The organism is Vibrio sp. Y10_XG_PY6, from assembly GCF_024181795.1.
Taxonomy (GTDB): Bacteria; Pseudomonadota; Gammaproteobacteria; order Enterobacterales; family Vibrionaceae; genus Vibrio; species Vibrio diabolicus.
Genome location: NZ_JAMZAQ010000002.1, coordinates 1206989 through 1226986, shown reverse-complemented (window position 1 = coordinate 1226986; position 19998 = coordinate 1206989). Strand labels below are relative to the sequence as shown.

Sequence of the window (19998 nt, the reverse complement as noted above, 5' to 3'; positions counted from 1 at the left end):
AAAGGTAGGGGGCTTTGCGATTATGATGGCGGACTGAGTAACCGCTTATAAGAACTATGTTTTTTGAACATGTGCTTGGTAGTGATGGGAGGTTTCATCACTCAAACTCCGACGAAAGTAATTTAAATTTGGTCACGTATTTTTAAGGAGATTATCCGTGAGCACCGATAATAACGGTGGCATTCAACGCCCCGATGGAAAGGTAAACGCGATAGACACTGACTATCAAATTGGTCAGGATAACGTCGCGTTAAAAGTAGGCCCGTTTGGCCTTGATATTCATAACCGTGTTTTTGCAATTTCTGGTTTAGCAATCATCCTATTTGTTGTAGTAACACTATTATTTCGAGAACAGGTAGAGCCGTTTTTCGCAGATCTAAGAGCGGGTTTGTTACACCATTTGGATTGGTTCTTTCTCGCATCTGGTAATATTTTTGTCATTGTCTGTGTTGGGTTGATTTTTACACCGCTAGGTCGGGTACGAATCGGCGGTACAGAAGCGACGCCAGATTATTCCTATGCGGGTTGGCTGGCAATGCTCTTTGCAGCAGGTATGGGTATCGGTCTGGTGTTCTTTGGTGTATCAGAACCTATGTCTCATTTTAGTTCTGCTATTGGTGGCGTGAACGTTGAGAACGGTGTTCGTACTGACTGGGCCCCTCTAGGTGGTGCAGAAGGCGATGCAAGTGCTGCATCTGCACTAGGCATGGCGGCGACGATTTACCACTGGGCGCTTCATCCGTGGTCAATCTATGCGCTATTGGCTCTTGGTTTGGCGATTTTCTCGTTTAATAAAGGCTTGCCACTTACCATGCGATCCATTTTTTACCCACTGTTTGGTGAGCGTGTATGGGGTTGGACTGGTCACATTATCGACATTCTTGCTGTTGTAGCGACAGTTTTTGGTCTGGCAACGTCCCTAGGTTACGGTGCGTCTCAAGCCGCAACGGGTTTGAACTTCCTGTTTGATGTTCCAATGACGAATACTACGCAGGTACTATTGATTATTGGCATCACCGCACTCGCTTTAATCTCAGTTGTTGCGGGACTAGACAAAGGCGTGAAAATCTTATCTGAGATCAACATGGGTCTCGCTGCGCTTTTACTGCTTTTCGTTATTGTTGTCGGCCCGACGATCGCGATTTTAACGGGCTTCTTCGAAAATATAGTGTCATATGTGGCTAATATTCCTGCCCTATCAATGCCATTTGGACGAGAAGACGTAAACTATTCTCAAGGTTGGACAGCATTCTACTGGGCTTGGTGGATTTCTTGGTCACCATTTGTCGGTATGTTCATTGCGCGTGTATCTCGTGGTCGTTCAGTTCGTGAGTTCATTATTTGCGTTATCCTTATCCCTTCTTCTGTTTGTGTGTTATGGATGACCGCTTTTGGTGGTAACGCTATAAGCCAATACGTGAGCGATGGTTATGAAGCCGTGTTCAACGCGGAATTACCGTTAAAACTATTTGCCATGTTAGATGTGATGCCGCTAGCTGAAATTACATCTTTCGTCGGTATTATTTTGGTGGTGGTATTCTTCATTACCTCTTCAGACTCTGGTTCACTGGTTATTGATACTATTGCTGCGGGCGGTAAGGTCGATGCGCCAACGCCTCAACGCGTGTTCTGGTGTACGTTTGAAGGCTTAGTTGCGATTGCATTGATGCTTGGTGGTGGCCTAGCGGCAGCTCAAGCAATGGCCGTGACCACAGGCCTACCATTTACGATTGTTCTGCTTGTTGCAACGGTTTCTCTAGTAAAAGGCTTGATGGATGAACCTCGTCCAAAAGCGGTTTCTAAGAAGAAATCGAAATAACCAACATCAGCAGTTAAATATTTGAATAAAGCGGCATGCGAAAGCATGCCGCTTTTTTTTGATTTTTGAATTTTTTGCTGAGAAATGAAGACCATGGAGGACTGTTTTTTCTGTTCGTTTTTTATACTTATTCTTTAAGTGATTTTTTAATAAATTAGACCTCGAACTATTTTAAGATTTGGTTAAATGGCTAATTTGTGTGATGTATGTCACAAAAATGTCGATAAAAAGGCGGATTATTTGATTTTTAGTCGCGAGGAATGCCCATAATAAAAAGGAAATTTAATTAGACCTCAAAGGATATGTATTTCCACATGATCACATCAGCACCTTGGGTTCTTTATCCAGAGATTGGAGAAGACTCAAGTAAAAAATGGATTTTTCGTGAGCCTAAAATCTCTGATGGTGACGACATTTACAGCTTAATTGCAGACTGTCCTCCATTGGACATGAACTCATCTTATTGCAATTTCCTACAGTCTACGCATTTCAGCAAAACCAGTATTTTGGTTGAGCAAAAAGGCGAAATCGCAGGTTTCATTTCCGGTTATCAGAAACCAGACGAGCAAGACGTTTTATTTGTCTGGCAAGTTGCAGTCTCACCTCGCTTTAGAGGTCACGGTTTAGCATTCCGCATGTTGAAAGAACTTCTCACCCGAGAGGAATTGGGCGGTGTTAAATCGGTAGAAACTACCATCACGGAAGATAATAAAGCCTCTTGGGCCTTGTTCAAAAAGTTAGATGCGATGAACGGCAACTCTGGCCAAGTAAGCACATTTTTGGATGAAGAAGCCCACTTTAAAGGCAAACACGATACAGAATATTTGTATCGCATTCCTCTCAAATAATCCTCAAACAATAGGAATTAAAAACGGTCTCATCATGGATATTTTCAAAAAGCAGGAATCCAACGTACGCTCATATTCAAACAATTTCCCAGTCGTTTTTCGTAAAGCGAAAGGCTGCTGGCTGGAAACAGAACAAGGTGAACGATACTTAGACTTCCTTGCTGGAGCGGGATCTCTAAATTACGGCCATAACAATCCAGTACTTAAGCAAGCACTGCTTGAGTACATTGAGATGGACGGTATTACTCACGGTTTGGATATGCACTCAGAAGCGAAAGCATCGTTTCTTGAAGCGTTGGATACTTACATCCTTAAACCAAGAAACTTGGACTACAAAGTTCAGTTTACTGGCCCAACTGGTACTAACGCCGTTGAGGCAGCACTTAAGTTAGCGAAAAAAGTAAAAGGTCGCGACAGCGTCGTTGCATTTACCAACGGTTTCCACGGTTGTACAGCTGGCGCTCTAGCTGCAACGGGTAACCAGCATCACAGACAAGGTAACGGTTCTAGCTTAAGTAACGTCACTCGTATTCCATTTGAAGGTTACGCTGGCGTTGATGGTCTAGCATTGTTCGAAACCATGCTAAACGACAACTCTGCAGGTATGGATAAACCAGCCGCTGTACTTCTTGAAACTGTGCAGGGCGAGGGTGGTTTAAATGCTGCTTCAAACGAGTGGTTACAACGTTTGAGCAAAATCTGTAAAGCCAACGACATTCTTGTGATTGTCGATGACATTCAGGCTGGCTGCGGACGTACAGGTACTTTCTTTAGCTTTGAGCCGTCAGGTATTCAACCAGATATCGTGACGCTATCGAAATCGATCGGTGGTTACGGTTTACCAATGGCCGTCGTTCTACTCAAACCGGAGCTAGACCAGTGGAAGCCAGGTGAGCATAACGGCACGTTCCGTGGCAACAACCATGCATTTATTACCGCGGCGAAAGCATTAGAAATTTATTGGGCAAATGATGATTTTGAAACACACATCAAGCAGTGTTCAGACAAAGTAAGTGCTGTTATTGATCGCTGCGTTCGTCGCTTCCCACAAATGTTTGTGCAGAAAAAAGGTCGCGGCATGATGGTTGGTATTGAGTGTATCAACGGTGATATGGCATCTGAAATCGCGAAAAACTGTTTCGAAAACGGAATGGTAATTGAGACAGCTGGCCCTGACGACGAAGTCGTTAAGTTCTTCTGCCCACTTACGATTAGCGAGTCAGAACTAGACCAAGGACTAAGCATCTTTGAAAGTGCAGTGGAAACCATTGCTGCGAAACATTTCAAACAAGCATCTTAATAAGGATTATTAATTATGATCGTCAGAACACTCGATGAGTGTCGCAACAGTGAGCGACGTGTGGTTTCAGATAACTGGGAAAGTGTCCGTATGTTGTTGAAAGATGACAACATGGGTTTTTCTTTCCACATTACTACGATTTATGAAGGTACTGAAACACACATTCACTATCAAAATCACCTAGAATCGGTTTTTTGTATGAGCGGTGAAGGTGAAATTGAAGTCGTTGGTGGAGAAACTTACCCGATTAAACCGGGTACGTTATACATCCTTGATAAACACGATGAGCACTACTTGAGAGCTTATAAGAACAAAGAAATGGTAATGGCGTGTGTATTCAACCCACCAATTACCGGCGCTGAAGTGCACGATGAAAATGGTGTTTATCCTCTCGTTGACTAAAAGATAGAGGTGGGGTGCTTGTCGCCCCACGATCAACTATCTCTTCTTTTTTCTTTTAAAGTTACCAATCAAAAAAGGCTTATCATGACATTTACCGTAGAAAAAATCGGCGGTACATCAATGACAGCATTTGATGCTGTTCTCGACAACATTATTCTTCGTCCTAAATCGCCATACAATCGTATCTTTGTCGTCTCTGCATACGGCGGTATGACCGACGCGCTACTCGAATGTAAAAAAACCAGTAAGCCAGGTGTTTATCAGCTTATCGCGAAACGTGATGACAAATGGGAAGAAGCGCTAGCATATGTAGAAAGCCGTATGCTGCTCACAAATGAAAATATTTTCGCGGACCCAATGAATCGTATCCGTGCAGACAAATTCATTCGCTCACGTATTGCTGAAGCGAAAAACTGTATTGCGAACATTTTAGAAACGTGTCAGTACGGTCAGTTTTCGCTACGTCAGTATTTGCCTCAAATTCGAGAGTTTCTGTCGTCTATCGGTGAGGCGCACAGTGCTTACAACACGGCACTGAAACTAAAAAATATGGGTATTAACGCTAAGTTCGTTGACCTGTCCGGTTGGGACAATCAAGCGCCAAGAAGCCTTGATGAATCGATCAGTGATGCGTTTGCTGATATCGATGTGTCAAAAGAACTGCCAATCGTTACAGGTTATGCTTACTGTAAGGAAGGCCTAATGCACACTTATGACCGAGGTTATAGTGAGATGACATTTAGCCGAATTGCAGCGATAACAAAAGCGGATTTAGCGGTAATTCACAAAGAATATCACTTGAGCTCTGCAGACCCGCGTGTTGTTGGTCCTGAAAAAGTTTTGCCAATTGGTAGTACAAACTATGACGTAGCAGACCAACTTGCTAACCTTGGCATGGAAGCGATTCACCCAAATGCAGCCGCAGGTTTACGTGAGAGTGGTATTGAGCTACAGATTAAAAATACATTTGAACCTGAACACGAAGGCACTTTGATCTCTTCAAGCTACCGCCCAGAAGAAGACAAAGTCGAAATTATCGCAGGTAAAGAAAAGGTGTTTGCACTGCATTTGTTTGACCAAGCGATGGTGGGAAAAGCCGATAACGTTAGCTACGAATTAATGGAAATTATCTCTGATGCGCGCGTAAGTTTAGTTGGTAAAGAGATGAACGCGAACTCTATTACTTACTATCTAGGTGGCAGTACTGATAGCTTGAACAAAGTATTGTATAAAGCTGAAAAACGCTATCCGAATGCGTCGATTAAAGGCCGTATGGTCGCGCTGATTTCAGCCATCGGTTCTCAAATTGACACTAACAAGACACTAGCGAAAGGTGTACTTTCTTTGATGAACAATGGCGTAACGCCAGTTGCACTTCACTCATCAATGAGAAATGTAAACGTTCAGTTCGTAGTGGGTGATAAAGAATATCAGCGTGCGATTTGCGCATTACATGATGAATTCTTTCAGAGCAATAGTTTAACTAAATCGGTTAACGTAGCTTAGTTTATTCACGGTTAAAATACAAAGGAGAGCAGGTTTGCTCTCCTTTTTTTTGTTTTTCTGTGTTCTCAATATAGGCCCGCTTAGCATGGAGTAAACTACCGAGCTAAGTGTGTCCGTAGAGATACAGATAAGCCAGCAGAGCTCTGCTGGCTCAGCAACGCAATCTAGAGTGATTAATTAAATTACTTAACTTTATTCACTTCCTGTTTAAGCATTTCTAACTGCTGCATCTTTTCTTGCATCTGCAAAGAGTCGTAATTTAAAGAAGCAGGGTTCATAGTTGTACCGCGTTGCATTGGGTATTCAGGTAACGTTTTAAAGAAGTCGCCAACAACGTCTTGAATTGGTACAAACAACCACATGTTGTCTGCCATCCAACGTAGGTACATTTGTGACTCTCTAGGACCTTTTTCAAATGGGTCTGCGCGTAAGTGAATGATTTTAGGCCAGTTTGGTACAGATCGCACGGCGTCGCTTAGGTTTCCTTCTAGAGTTGCAAAGTGAAGTTTCCAGTCATTCCAGCGTACTGCGTTTAGTTCACCATTTGAGGTGAAGTAGAGCAGAGACTCACGTGGTCCTTTCTCTTCTTTTCCCTCGAAGTATGGCATGAAGTTGTAGCCGTCTATATGGACACGCCAGTCTTTACCATTTACTTTGTAACCTTCAGCAAGCTTTTCTTTCACGTCAGGAACGCCAGCTGCCGCTAACAATGTTGGCAACCAGTCTTGATGAGCCATCATTTCGTTGATTTTCGTTCCTGGCTTAATGACACCTGGCCAACGCACAAGTTGAGGAACACGCATACCGCCTTCCCAAGTCGTGCCTTTCTCACCGTGGAATGGGGTTGCGCCCCCATCAGGCCAAGTCATGGTCTCAGCGCCGTTATCTGTTGTATAAATAACGATGGTGTTGTCAGCAACGCCTAACTCATCGAGTTTGTCGAGCAATACGCCGACTTGATCGTCATGCTCTAACATGCCATCAGCGTAAATGCTAACACCGGATTTGCCTCGGTACTTCTCTTGTAATCGAGTCCAAACGTGCATGCGCGTAGAGTTATGCCAGATGAAGAAAGGCTTATCTGCTTTAACAGCTTTCTCCATAAACGATAAAGTGCTTTCGAGGAACTCTTCGTCCGCGTGTTCCATGCGTTTACGCGTCATTGGGCCAGTATCTTCAATCTTACCGTCGGCATAAGATTTAATTACACCACGAGGACCATAGTTTTTACGGAATTCTGGGTCTTTAGGGTAATAGTAGGTTTCGGGCTCTTCTTCTGCATTAAGATGGTACAAGTTACCAAAGAATTCATCAAAACCATGATTGGTAGGTAGGTGCTTATCTTGATCGCCCAAGTGGTTTTTGCCGAACTGAGCTGTCATATAACCTTGGTCTTTTAGTAAGTCAGCAATAGTTGGTGCCCAATCTGGAATCCCATGGTCGGAACCCGGCATACCAATCGTCAGCAAGCCAGTGCGAAATGGTTCTTCGCCAGTAATGAATGCTGCTCGACCGGCAGTACAAGATTGTTGGCCGTAATGGTCTGTAAACAAAGCCCCTTCGTTCGCGATACGATCGATGTTCGGGGTTTTGTAACGCATCATACCTTGGTTATATGCGCTGATGTTCCAGTAACCGACATCGTCACCGAAAATTGCAAGTATGTTGGGTTTGTCTGCCGCCATCGCTGCGCTGGACGTTGCTAACAGTCCGACGCCTACTGCGATTTTTCTCAATTGGTTTGCCATAAAAAACTCCAGGTGGTTGAGAGTAACGAGAAGCACAAGTAAACCTTGTGCTTAGGTGTTGCATAAGTTAATGATGTGTATAGAAAAATCCTCTTATACTCTTTATAACCATAAGTTATTGAGGGTGTTTAACTATTTGTTTCTAAATAAAAATACTTGTCATTGTGATGATTTGGGGAGGTTTTAAAAATAGAGATGGGTCACTAATGAACACCATTGCCGATTGCTGGTGAGACGAATAAAGTTTCAGCAAAAACACCGAGATACTCCCTAATCGGGGGACGAAGAATGGAGCACTCATTTTGAAAGCCTTTCACTTCTAATTATTTGTATAACCAAGGGGTTAGCGACTATATTGATTCAAGTTGCACCATCTAAATACTAAGGATAGTTATGAGTCAGTGGGCAGGTCGGTTTCGGTGTCTATTTCTGGGTATCGTCATGGTGAGTGGTTCGTTTTTTTCCCAGGCATCAGTGATAGAGAGTTCCCAAAATACCACGAAGCTTGGGTTGGAATATGTTGGCACGCAAACGTGCACGGAATGTCACCAACAAGAGGTGGAGGCTTGGAAGGGCTCTCATCACGATATGGCAATGAAACATGCAAACTCAGAATCTGTTCAAGGTGATTTTGATAACCGCACAGTGACGCATGATGGGCAACCCAACCGTTTTTTTAGACGAGGCGAGGAGTATTGGGTCAATATTCAAGGCCCTGATGGTCAATGGCATGATTATAAAATTAGCTACACATTTGGTTGGGAACCGTTACAGCAATATATGGTGGAGTTTGAAGACGGTCGTGTACAGCTCATTCCTTTTGCGTGGGATTCAAGGACGAAATCGGAAGGTGGTCAGCGCTGGTTTCACCTCTATCCAGAGACAACAACGACAGATGAGTTTTACTGGACTAACACTGGGCAAAATTGGAATTTCATGTGTGCAGACTGTCATTCGACCAATTTAAAGAAGAACTATGACGCAATCAAAAGTACCTACAATACGTCTTGGTCCGAGATCAATGTTGGTTGTGAAGCATGTCATGGCCCTGCAAGTGGACACATAGAGTTGGCGAAAAAGTCCGCATCTATAGGGGGCTTTTTCGATACAGATAGTCACTATGGTTTTGACCGAAATTTATCTAAAGCGGTAACCGAGTGGGTATTTGAGAAGGGCCACAGAACGTTACAACCAAAAGCAATCGCAGAAACAAATCAAGTTCAGACGTGCGCACAATGTCACAGCCGTCGAACGCAGTTAAATGAGACTGGTGATCACATTCAAGGCTCATTTTTCGATAAATATCGGTTAAGCCTGATCACTCCAGAACTCTACTACCACGATGGCCAAATTTACGATGAAGACTATGTTTACGGTTCATTTCTTCAGTCTGAAATGGCTGAAAAAGGCGTAACATGCACCAATTGCCACGATCCTCATTCGGCAAAGCTAAACATCCCAGAAGAGGCGGTATGTTCACAATGTCATATTGCGTCAGAATATACCCCAGAAAACCACACTTTCCATGAAGCGGGATCCAAAGCGTCACAATGTACGACTTGTCACATGCCAGAAACGACTTATATGCAAGTCGATCCTCGTAGAGACCACAGTTGGCACGTACCTAGACCTGACTTGAGTAAACACATCGACACGCCTAATGTATGTACGTCTTGTCATGAGGATAAGAATAACCAGTGGGCGGATGCGCAGATAGCCGAATGGTTTCCTCACTCTCAATACCGCAATCAACAACACTTTGCTGTCGCGTTTTATGCCGATGCAATTGGGCACAAAGGGGCGGCGAATGCTCTGGCTTACTCTGCTCAGGATTCATCATTAAAAGACATCATACGAGCTTCTGCATTAGAGCGAATGGGCGGCAAGACTGACCAAAATACGACTGTTTCGCTCGCAAGGGCCGTTAAAAATGAGAATGAAATGATTAGACTCGGCGCAGTCGCGGGCTCGTCTGGTTATGAGTTTCATGATCGATGGCAAATTTTAGAACCACTGCTGGATGATCCCGTACTTTCAGTGAGGGCGGAGGCGGCTTCGGTATTAGTGACCAGCTATGCGCAAATGACGCCGTTACAAAAAGATAGGATTCAACCACCGCTTGAAGAGTACATGGACATTCAAAAGTTTAACGCCGATCGTGGTTTCGGCAGAACCAATTTGGCAAATGTATACCGCAGCTTAGGCGAAATCGATAAGGCAATTGCGTTATACCAAGAAGCGATAAGTATCGAGCCTTATTTCGAAAATAGTTACGTGAATTTATCGGACCTGTATCGACGCCTTGGGAAAGAAAAAGCTGCGCTCTCGGTGTTACAACAAGGGATGAAAGCTCAGCCTAAATCCAGCTCATTACCTTACAGTGCCGGTCTTTCTTTGTTACGCCAAGGCAAGGAAGATGAGGCCAAAGCTCTACTTAAACATGCCGCAGAACTAGGAAAGACTAACGCTCACTACTGGTATGTTTATGGTCTAGCTTTGGAAAAAAGTGACGTTCTGGAAGCCAGTAAGGCATTGCAGACTGCGTTTAAAGTCGGTGGGAACCCTCAACATTTATATGCTCAATGCGAAGTTCTAGCGAGAAATCATAAAAAAGGCGCTGTCGCTTTTGCTTTCGATAGGTGTCTAAAAGAGCTGAGTAATTATGCTCCTAAGCAGGCTATTGATCAGCTGAAAGCACCTATTACGAATCTGTAGAGATTAAACACCAATAGTAAAAAGTGGAGGCTTTATCGCGCCACTTTCTCTACTTAGTTTAGTCTACGTCTTTCGCTAGTCTAAGGCCCATGTCAGACATAATGACGGATTGGCTGGCAAAATCGCGGCGATAGTTTTCAGATTCGTCTGCGTCATAAGCAAAGCTGCCGCCACGTACAGACTTGTGTGCAAGGCTTTCTTTTTCCTCTTTTGCGTTTACCGGATTATCACTGGGCGCTGTTTTGTAATAACCTTCGTCAAAAGCATCAATCACAAACTCGCCTACGTTACCTGTCATATCGTACAACCCGAGCTCGTTTGGTTGCTTTTGACCTACCTTATGAGCCTTATTGTGCGAGTTATTCGCATACCAAGCCACATCATCAATATTGTTTGATCCAGAAAAAGTGAAGCCTTTACTTAAAATTCCGCCTTTAGCGGCAAACTCCCATTCAGCTTCTGTTGGTAGACGGTAATGCTCTCCCGTTTTTTCATTCAATTTCTTAATGAAATAATTGGCTTGTTGCCAACTAATATTATTGACGGGTGTATTTGGATCTCGAAAGTAGCTCAGAGAGGAGCCAGTGACAGCTTCAAAGACCGATTGAGTTACCTCGAATTTTGACAAATAGAATCCATCAACGTTAACAGTGCGAGCTGGGCGCTCTGACTTTTTGGCTGATGGATTATCTGCGCCCATCGTAAACTGCCCACCTTCGACAAGAACCATATCTTGATCGATTTTCTGAGCGAGAGAGTGTGGTGGGGTTGTTGCACACCCATTAATTATCAGCGTGACCGACATGGTTGAGACAAAGGAAATAATCTTACTTTTGGGATGCTTCATTCGGCGACTCCGTCAACGACTTTGGTCAGAAAGTCTAGCAAGCAAAACCATAACAAACGGTTATACACACTATAACAAGCGCCGAGAATAATTGAACATTATCATCACCCTAGGCGATTAACTCGATGATTAGGTTTGACATCATTGGGGACAGGTTAGCAACTAAGAAGGTGATGAATGCACATAACTCAAGGGCCGCAGTTCAACGGAAAAGCATCTAAGCGTTTACATGTGATGGCAAAGCCCATTGGTGCTGCCTGCAACATCGATTGCACTTATTGTTATTACTTAAGCAAACAAGATTTGTTGGAATATAAGCAAGGGTGCTCGCCAATAATGGATGACGAAACCTTAGAGAGCTATATCCGCCAATATATAGAAGGGCAGAACACACCTGAAATTATCTTCTCTTGGCAAGGTGGAGAGCCAACCATGCTGGGGTTGGATTACTTCAAAAGAATTGTTGAATTACAAGATCAATACCGTCCTCATGGTATTACGATTTCCAACGATCTTCAGACCAATGGCACGCTTCTTAATGATGAGTGGTGCGAGTTCCTAAAAGCGAACCACTTTCTCGTCGGTTTAAGCATCGATGGCCCTGAGATGATGCACAACGCTTACCGAACAAATCGAGCGGGAAGAGGCACATTTAAACAAGTGATGAACGCCGTTGAGCTATTACATAAGCATGAAGTGAAGTTCGCAACGCTCACGTGTGTGAACAACTTGACCAGCCGTAACCCATTGGAAGTGTATCGCTTCTTACGAGATGAAGTACGCTCCCCTCAAATGCAGTTTATTCCGATTGTTGAGCAGAAAACTTTCAGAACAACAGCGCCACAAACTTGGAAGCCCAATGAGCAATTAATGCAAGGTGATAAACGTCTGATTCCCGGCCACAAGGATTCAGTTGTCGAGCCATTTTGTGTGGCGGATGAAGCATGGGGTAACTTCCTTATCGCGATATTCAATGAGTGGGTCGTGCATGATATTGGTAACGTTTTTGTACAGTATTTTGAAGCGAGTTTGGAAACATGGATGGGAAGCAAAAACCCACTATGCACGCTAGGTGAAATCTGTGGCAAAGGTTTAGCAATGGAACCAAACGGTGATGTCTTTGCATGTGACCACTATGTTTACCCGGAATACAAGGTCGGAAATATTCACCGTGAAAAACTCGATACTCTCGCTTATAGCCCTGACCAGCAGAAATTCGCGTTTGCTAAAAGTCGTACACTGCCTCAGCAGTGTGTTAATTGCGATTATCAGTTTGCATGTTTTGGAGAATGCCCTAAAAACCGCTTTATTCGCACGAGAGAAGGTGAGCCCGGCCTTAACTATCTATGTGCAGGTTGGAAGAAGTTTTTTGCGCATGTCGACAAATCAATGGCGTACATTTTACGAGCGATGGGCAACCCTGTGGTACACGGCAAATACAGTGATAAGGCTTTGCACCTGAAAGCGTCTAATCGACCTGTTTTTGACATTAAGTTCTAAGATTCAACTGGTCCAGTTTTATAAAAGTAAGGTCTCATCAATGCACAAGATAACGCGTTTTACGAAGTCACTTTTAACGTTCACGATGAGTGTAGCGTTAAGCCTAGGCGCTTGGGCTCAAGATAAACCTCTGCTCAATTCAGATAAAGTTTCACCCGTTGAGATAGCATCTCAAGAAGAACCAATGACGCTAGCACAGCGAGTCGAAAAGTTGTCTTATGATGCACAAAACAAGAAGTTGTCTTCAGAAAAGCGTATTGATGCTTTACGTGAACTGGCCAACTACCCCAGCCAAAACGCTTTGGTTGCCGTCGCTCGTGGTTTGAAAGATGCAGATGCTGGAATTCGTGAAGCAGCAATTGTAGGAGCTCAACCCTATATGATAGATCATCGCTGGCGTCTGGTTTCCCCGTTGCTAAGTGATGACGATGCAATGGTTCGAATTACCGCAGCGATAAACTTGGTTCGAGATTACGCCAGTTTAAGTTCGGAGCAGCAACAGTCACTTGAAGGCGTGGTGACTGATTTAACATCCTACTTGTCGCAGAAAACTGACAACGTTTCTAGATTACTCCTTGCCGATGTATATCGTTGGCATCGAGAGTGGGACAAAGCGGCATTGATTTATCCAGAGCTAACCAAGCTGATGCCAAGTAACCCCCAAGTCTGGTTAAGCTATGCGGACAATTTTCGAGCGCAACAAAAAGATCGACAAGCTATCCAAGTACTTGATGAAGCAATCACACTTTTTCCTGATAACGCTGCTTTGCATTACTCGAAGTCATTGGCGCTAGTAAGACTTGGTGAGAAGCATGATGCCGCTAGCGAAATTGAAAAGGCCGCTAACATGGCGAAGAACAACAGTTATTTTTGGTACTTAAATGGTGTTCTGCAAGAAGAGTTAGATCTTAAAAAATCTGTGCACGCTTTTGAAAAAGCTTATTTGATCTCTGGCGCGCCGGAGCAGCTTTACGCAGTGTGTGATATCTACATTCGGTACGATAACCCCAAGTCTGAACAGTGTTTAGCGGAACTTAAGAAAGTGGCTCCGGATTATGTGATTGATGAGCTTAATCAGAAAAAGGGACGTCAAAGTACTTCAGAGCAGGTTGACGCCAGCGAACTCAACACTTTATCAGTAAGCTTCTTTAACTAAAGCGTGTTTCTAGTTACAGGGTCACTTTTTGGTGTCGTTACATATGTTGCTCTGAATTGCGCTTGTTAATCGTGAACTATACTTTCATTTGGATTTGCATCCCGTACCTCAATATAAGGAATTAAAATGGCTATAAAGTTAAAGGTGATTGTCCTTGCGACAAGTTTTGCTCTGTCTAGCTATGGCATTGCTGCTGATGTGCAAGATCCTCTGCCGTCATGGAACAACACCGGTGCGAAGCAAGCTATTATGGCGTTTGTTACTAAAACGACGACTCAAGGCTCGGACGCTTATATTCCTGAAAGCCAAAGGATCGCTACGTTTGATAATGACGGGACGCTGTGGGCAGAAAAACCCGTTTATCTACAGCTGTTTTTTGCGATCGATAAAGTGAAAGAGATGGCCTCTGAGCATCCTGATTGGAAAACAACAGAACCTTTTGCTTCGGCAATAAAAGGTGACTTGGAGGGGGTTGGCAAGCAAGGCCTTGAAGGTGTGATGCAGCTTGTTATGGCGACTCACTCCGGAATGTCGACTGATCAGTTCCATCAAGAAGTGAAGGAGTGGATGAAAACGGCCGTGCATCCTACGACGGGAAAGCCATACACTGAAATGGTTTATCAACCGATGCTTGAGTTACTCGACTACTTGAGAGCAAATGACTACCAGACCTATATAATTTCTGGAGGTGGTATTGATTTCATGCGTGTTTGGGCACCAGAAGTGTACGGGATCCCAACGCAAAATATCGTTGGGACGACATTAAAAGCAGAGTATCAGGTCGTTGATGGACAGCCGACTATTCAACGCTTGCCAGAAATTGATTTTGTGAATGATAAAGCGGTGAAGCCTGTCACGATTCAGAACTTCATTGGTAAGCGCCCGGTGATGGCATTTGGTAATTCTGACGGTGACTTACAAATGTTAGAGTGGACTAAAGCGGGGTCTGGCCCACGATTTTCAGCGGTTATCCATCACACGGATGACAAGCGTGAATGGGCGTATGATAAAGACTCTCACGTGGGGAAATTAGACAAATCATTTAAAGTGGGTGAAGAGCAAGGTTGGTTGTTTGTCGATATGAAACAAGATTGGAATCAAGTTTTTAAAGAAGCGATGAAAAAGTAGCGACCCAGCCAACGTAAACACTACACCAAACATTTTGTGATAGGGGGTGATGAGAAAAACGCTCTTCATCTCCTCAACTTAACAATTCTGTTTGGTATCAGCATAAGCAAATATTGCGTGCGTCCGTATTGGTTATTTGATTGCTGTGTGGCATTATTGCTTAAAACCACTTAAGTGAATTTAAGCAATGACGCAAGAAGAGCGATTGATAGAACTCAGAGCCAAGCTAGAGCTACAAAACAAAATAACGTTATCGGAAGTTTGCGAGTATTTTGGCATCTCGCGAGATTCAGCGCGTCGAGACTTAGTCAAGTTGAGCCAACTACCGGGATTACAAAGAATCCGAGGTGGCGTCATGCTTGCCCCGATATCTTCCTCTACAGAGGCGTACTCTAATCGACCAATTAGTGACACTAAGCATCGCCTCGCTCAAGCGGCCGCTAAGCTTGTGGATGAGCGTGACCACCTTGTTATTGATACCAGTACTATCTTATCTCTGCTCCCACTTTACGTAGAAAAAGCACGCTGTGAAGAAGATAAGCTCAACGTGGTCACCAACAGTATTGACGTACTGCTCGCTGCTGAAAAAAGTGAATCAATGGACGTCCATTTCTTAGGTGGACACTTTGACCCCTACGCCAGAGCGATCTTGGGTGCACAAGCAGAACAGCAAATGAAGCAATATCATGTGAATAAGGCGTTTATTGGTGTGTGCGCGTTGTCATCCCGAGGGTTGACGACAAATAATGAGCTAGAAGCAACCATGAAACAAACCATGATAGAGCAAGCTCAACAAGTCATTGTCGTTTGTGAATCCCGCAAAATTGGAAGCGACAATTTTCACCATGTATGTGATTTGTCAAAGATCGACATCGTTATTACCGATCATGCTCCTCAATCAGATTTTCAACAACTTCTCGACCACAATGATATTGAATGTATTGTTGTTTCACCGAAATAAGGAATCTTAGTATGGCTTACGATCCCGTAAAGACCGCCGTGATTGGTTACGGATATTCAGCAAAAACTTTCCACTTACCCTTCATTAAAGCACTGCCAAACTTGACGTTGAGCGCAATAAGTTCTCGTCAACAGGAAGCGGTCCAAAATGATTGGCCAGATGCTCAGTGGTTTGCTGATGCCAATACTTTACTCGATGACAGTGACGCTGAGCTTGTGATCATCACTGCGCCAAATGACGTGCACTACGAGCTCGCAAAGCGCGCGTTGAACAATGGGAAACATGTCATTGTCGAAAAACCGTTTGTAACGCGCATAGAAGATGGGAATGAGTTGATCGCCTTAGCAGAAGAAAAAGGATTGGTTCTGAGCGTTTTTCATAATAGGCGTTGGGACGGCGACTTTCTCACCGTTAAATCGCTTATCGAACAAGGTAAGTTAGGTGGTATGAGGTTGTTTGAGTCGCACTTTGATCGCTACCGTCCTGAAGTTCGTCAACGCTGGCGAGAGCAGGCTCAAGATGGCGGTGGTATTTTATTCGATCTTGCTCCCCATCTTCTCGATCAGGCCTTGGTGTTATTTGGTTTGCCAGATGCGATAGACGCACAGTGTCGAATGATGCGTCCGGGCGCGACGACGATTGATTACTACAACTTAGTGCTTCATTACCCAGACCATATTGTGCATTTACATTCAAACTTATACAGCCCAGAACCAAACCTGCGTTATAAAGTATTGGGTACTGAGGCTAAATATGAAAAATACGGATTAGATCCTCAAGAAGGTTACTTAAAAGAAGGTCGATTACCGGAGAACGATGCTTGGTCAGAAGAGGACGAGGCGTTATACGGTGTCCGCTACGACGAAGACGGTGCGCAAACTATCAAAACGGAGAGAGGTGCGTATCAAGCTTATTTTGTTGGTGTGGCGGACGCAATTCGCCTGGGTGCTGATAACCCGGTTCCTGCCGTTCAAGCAGTACAGAATATCGCTCTGATTGAGATGGCATTGGAAAGCAGTAAAACGGGTAAAACGATTCAGGTGAAATCATGAGCTTAACGCTTGAGCTTGTCGCTCAACAAGAGCATGAGCTTCAATTGAAAGAGTTTAACCATCAAGTTGCGTGGTCTATTGGTTTAGCTTTAAAAGAAGCGGCGGAAGCCTGTGACGCGGCTGTGGCTATTGAGGTCTACGGTTTTGGACAAACGCTATTTCAATACGCGATGACAGGAACGTGCGCTGACCATTTGGATTGGGTTCGTAGAAAGCGAAACTCAGTATTGAGATATGGTCGCAGCTCTTACTACCTCTCGCTATACAATAAGCAAAAGCAGCGTGATTTTGAAAATCAGCCACATCTCGATGCGCGTGAGTATTGTGCTCATGGTGGCGCGTTCCCAATTCGAATCATGGGTTCTGGTTTAATTGGGGTTGTGACGGTATCGGGTTTACCGCAGTTAGATGATCATCAGCTTGTTGTCGATGTATTAAAGACAATGGTAATGACCAGCACAGAGCTTGCTTAAAGTTGTGCGATATTACAGTGGCACGGCATTTATTTTGTGTCACTGAATTCTCTTATTAGCTCATTTTGCGTCCTATTATGTGAGAAAATATTTAATATTGCTCCCAACTTCCTACCTGAAAATTAAATCGATTTCATATAACCTATACGCTCATTCATACAAAAAGCCATCGAAGCTGGCAGTTGGCAAATGTCCTTTAGAAGAAAAGAAAAACTTAATCTTAGAAACCTTATTGTAATCCTGTGTGTTTTCAGTGTGCTTGTCACTTTGATCAATGCGTTTTATTCGATCTATCGAGTGCAACGAGATCTCATCATCAATAACACGTTAGAGTCCAACCGCGTTTATGCGCAAAAAATGTCAGAAATGACGGACTCTTTCATAGAAAGCTCAATGTTGCAGCTAAAATACAGTGCGAACTTGCTACAAGATAAGATGCACGATGCTCAGTTTCTGGACGAAGAGGCGGAGAGGCTGAGAAAGCAAACCAAATCATTCAACTCTGTGGTTGTCGTTAATGCGAAAGGCGTCATTATTTCTGTATCACCAGAGACACTTCAGGTTAAAGGTGTAAAGCTCGTTGGTGAAAGAAAACGTCAATCTTTAAATGCTCAAGCGCCCGTTGTCACTGAGCCATTCATCTCACCCGCAGGAAATTATCTGTTAACGATCTCATACCCTATATTTTCTCAGTCCAATGAATATTTAGGCTATATCGGCGGTACTATCTATTTAGAGAAGGACAATATTCTTGCGGAATTACTTAGCCAGCATGCTTACAAAGATGGCTCTTTCCTTTACGTTGTGGACGAAAGCAATACGCTGATCTACCACCCAGATAAATCGCGGGTTGGTGAAGTGATCAACGATAATATGGCAATTAACGCCGTGACAATGGGTCAGCGTGGTAACAAAGAAATTGTGAACTCTCGCGGTGTTGAAATGCTAGCAGGGTATGCACCAGTTGAATCATCAGGGTGGGGAATTGTCGCTCAGCGCCCGAAATCAATGACGTTAATGGTGCTAGATGAGCAGATGTGGAGTGTATTTTTCAAATCGATTCCAATTGGTTTATTAACTCTGCTGTTGATCTGGTTCTTCTCTCTACTTATTTCAAGACCATTATGGCAATTGGCTGGCGCTGTTCGAGGAGTAGAAGAGCACTCCTCATCCATCGATGATTTGAAGCTGGTTAAGTCTTGGTATTTTGAGGCTTCACATTTGAAGCTCAGTTTTCTCAAGGCGTTTGGTATCGTTTCAAAAACCATTGATAAGCTGCAACTGGATACGCTAACAGACGCGATGACTGGGTTGTTAAATCGACGCGGCTTAGACAAAGTTCTAGGCTTGTTTAAGCAAGAAAACACCGCTTTTTCTATTTTAGCTTTGGATATTGATCACTTTAAGAGCGTCAATGATAACTATGGTCATGATGTGGGTGACAATCTACTCAAAGAATTCGCTCAGTTGATGAAAGAGCAAGCCCGAGCGAATGATCATCTTTGCCGTTCCGGTGGGGAAGAGTTCATGATGTTCCTTGAAGCGACGGATGTCCATCACGCGGTTGATGTCGCTGAGCGGATTAGGCATAACGTAGAAAAACACGATTTCCTGGTCGTTGGTAAGGTAACGGTATCACTTGGTGTTTCTCACTGGAAAGGCAACGATATGCCAATTGAAGCGGTAATGAAAGACGCTGACAACGCTCTGTATAAAGCAAAGCGCAACGGAAGAAACAGAACCGAGTTGGGTGAAGACGCACAATAGGTATAGTGCTATGCGCTGAACGTAAAACGCGCCAGTTACCAAGCTTTTGTTTTACTCGTTGGCGTAGCCGCTACCAATTGCTCTAAATGGCAAGTCGAGTTCTAACTCCGGAATTTGCTTGCCCACCCAAGCCGGGAATGTATTGCTATTTGGTCCTGGAAACAACGTGTATTCTTCAGCCCAAGGGTATTGGTTGATAACGCTTTGTATTTTTGGGATAAGTTTATCGGCTTTTTCACCTTGTATTGAGAGTATTTTTTCTGGCTTCGCACCATACCAGTAGCGATCTGGTGTGCCCGTTTGGTATTGATACAGAGCGGGTTGTCCACGATTCACGCGCCACCCGACCACTTCATAAACGGTATATTCGTTCGCATTTTCAGGCTTTATCGCAAACCAAGTGTGCACCGCAAACCAGCCTCGCCAACCAAATGCATCTGCGGCATAAAACTCAATTACGGCATGTTTCACATTGGAAGGGTCAGGCGCGATACCGGCAGGTTCTCTGCTTGCGGTACGCCAATCTCCTTGAGTGCATCCACCCATCAAAGCTGCGATTGATATCAAGCCAACTTTTAATAGATGAGTAAAACTGAGAGAGTTTTTCATTGATCGCTCCTAGACCAACCGATGTTGGAAATGCTTTATTGATTTTAGCTATAAAATAGGTGCAAGCCTTATTGTTAAATCTTCCCTTCGTTAAAAAGAAGGGAAGGCTAGCGCCACAATATCGGATCATACGTAATAATGAGGTACGCAGATTTGTAACATGTGGC

16 protein-coding genes are annotated in these 19998 nt (G+C 43.9%); 13 read left to right on the top strand and 3 right to left on the bottom strand.

The window, feature by feature from the left end:
• Positions 1-157 precede the first annotated feature (157 nt).
• From NL644_RS14015 to NL644_RS13995, 5 genes are all read left to right on the top strand, one after another.
• Complete coding sequence (locus NL644_RS14015; protein ID WP_005393381.1) at positions 158-1819, top strand: BCCT family transporter; 1662 nt, start codon at positions 158-160, stop codon at positions 1817-1819.
• Positions 1820-2133: 314 nt separating this feature from the next.
• Positions 2134-2667 (top strand): diaminobutyrate acetyltransferase, encoded by a 534-nt coding sequence (gene ectA / locus NL644_RS14010; RefSeq protein WP_005393379.1) that lies wholly within the window; start codon positions 2134-2136, stop codon positions 2665-2667.
• A gap of 34 nt (positions 2668-2701) precedes the next feature.
• On the top strand, positions 2702-3967 hold the full coding sequence (gene ectB, locus NL644_RS14005) for a diaminobutyrate--2-oxoglutarate transaminase (RefSeq protein ID WP_005393371.1): 1266 nt from the start codon (positions 2702-2704) through the stop codon (positions 3965-3967).
• Positions 3968-3982: 15 nt separating this feature from the next.
• Positions 3983-4369, top strand: a complete 387-nt coding sequence (locus tag NL644_RS14000; RefSeq protein ID WP_005393369.1) for an ectoine synthase — start codon at positions 3983-3985, stop codon at positions 4367-4369.
• 84 nt (positions 4370-4453) lie between these two features.
• Positions 4454-5875 (top strand): aspartate kinase, encoded by a 1422-nt coding sequence (locus tag NL644_RS13995; RefSeq protein WP_005393366.1) that lies wholly within the window; start codon positions 4454-4456, stop codon positions 5873-5875.
• A 182-nt stretch (positions 5876-6057) separates the two neighbouring features.
• Here NL644_RS13995 and NL644_RS13990 read toward each other — a convergent pair whose 3' ends face one another.
• Positions 6058-7623 carry an arylsulfatase gene (locus NL644_RS13990; RefSeq protein WP_253658527.1) on the bottom strand — a complete coding sequence of 522 codons (1566 nt, stop codon included), beginning with the start codon at positions 7621-7623 and terminating at the stop codon, positions 6058-6060.
• A gap of 393 nt (positions 7624-8016) precedes the next feature.
• Here NL644_RS13990 and NL644_RS13985 point away from each other — a divergent pair, with 393 nt between their 5' ends.
• On the top strand, positions 8017-10338 hold the full coding sequence (locus NL644_RS13985) for a multiheme c-type cytochrome (protein ID WP_253658526.1): 2322 nt from the start codon (positions 8017-8019) through the stop codon (positions 10336-10338).
• A 58-nt stretch (positions 10339-10396) separates the two neighbouring features.
• On the opposite strand, the gene NL644_RS13980 is transcribed toward NL644_RS13985, so the two are convergent.
• On the bottom strand, positions 10397-11185 hold the full coding sequence (locus tag NL644_RS13980) for an SUMF1/EgtB/PvdO family nonheme iron enzyme (protein WP_048626337.1): 789 nt from the start codon (positions 11183-11185) through the stop codon (positions 10397-10399).
• A gap of 177 nt (positions 11186-11362) precedes the next feature.
• On the opposite strand from NL644_RS13980, the gene NL644_RS13975 reads away from it, so the two are divergent.
• The 7 genes from NL644_RS13975 (at position 11363) to NL644_RS13945 (ending at position 19222) form a co-directional block, all read left to right on the top strand.
• A complete protein-coding gene (locus tag NL644_RS13975) occupies positions 11363-12685 on the top strand; it encodes an anaerobic sulfatase maturase (protein ID WP_253658525.1) in 1323 nt (440 codons plus the stop codon).
• Positions 12686-12725: 40 nt separating this feature from the next.
• A complete protein-coding gene (locus NL644_RS13970; protein ID WP_253658524.1) occupies positions 12726-13841 on the top strand; it encodes a hypothetical protein in 1116 nt (371 codons plus the stop codon).
• A gap of 126 nt (positions 13842-13967) precedes the next feature.
• Complete coding sequence (locus tag NL644_RS13965) at positions 13968-14969, top strand: HAD family phosphatase (protein WP_253658523.1); 1002 nt, start codon at positions 13968-13970, stop codon at positions 14967-14969.
• Between the two features lie 187 nt (positions 14970-15156).
• The gene (locus tag NL644_RS13960) at positions 15157-15930 is read left to right on the top strand and encodes a DeoR/GlpR family DNA-binding transcription regulator (protein ID WP_170902067.1); all 774 of its coding nucleotides are present in this window, start codon (positions 15157-15159) and stop codon (positions 15928-15930) included.
• A gap of 11 nt (positions 15931-15941) precedes the next feature.
• Complete coding sequence (locus tag NL644_RS13955; RefSeq protein WP_253658522.1) at positions 15942-16982, top strand: oxidoreductase; 1041 nt, start codon at positions 15942-15944, stop codon at positions 16980-16982.
• Positions 16979-17455, top strand: a complete 477-nt coding sequence (locus NL644_RS13950; protein WP_005393342.1) for a heme-degrading domain-containing protein — start codon at positions 16979-16981, stop codon at positions 17453-17455. The genes NL644_RS13955 and NL644_RS13950 overlap by 4 nt, the downstream gene beginning before the upstream one ends.
• A 189-nt stretch (positions 17456-17644) precedes the next feature.
• A complete protein-coding gene (locus NL644_RS13945) occupies positions 17645-19222 on the top strand; it encodes a sensor domain-containing diguanylate cyclase (protein WP_253658521.1) in 1578 nt (525 codons plus the stop codon).
• Between the two features lie 51 nt (positions 19223-19273).
• Here NL644_RS13945 and NL644_RS13940 read toward each other — a convergent pair whose 3' ends face one another.
• Positions 19274-19831, bottom strand: coding sequence for a DUF3750 domain-containing protein (locus tag NL644_RS13940; protein WP_012841873.1), 558 nt, complete (start codon positions 19829-19831; stop codon positions 19274-19276).
• Positions 19832-19998: the final 167 nt, after the last annotated feature.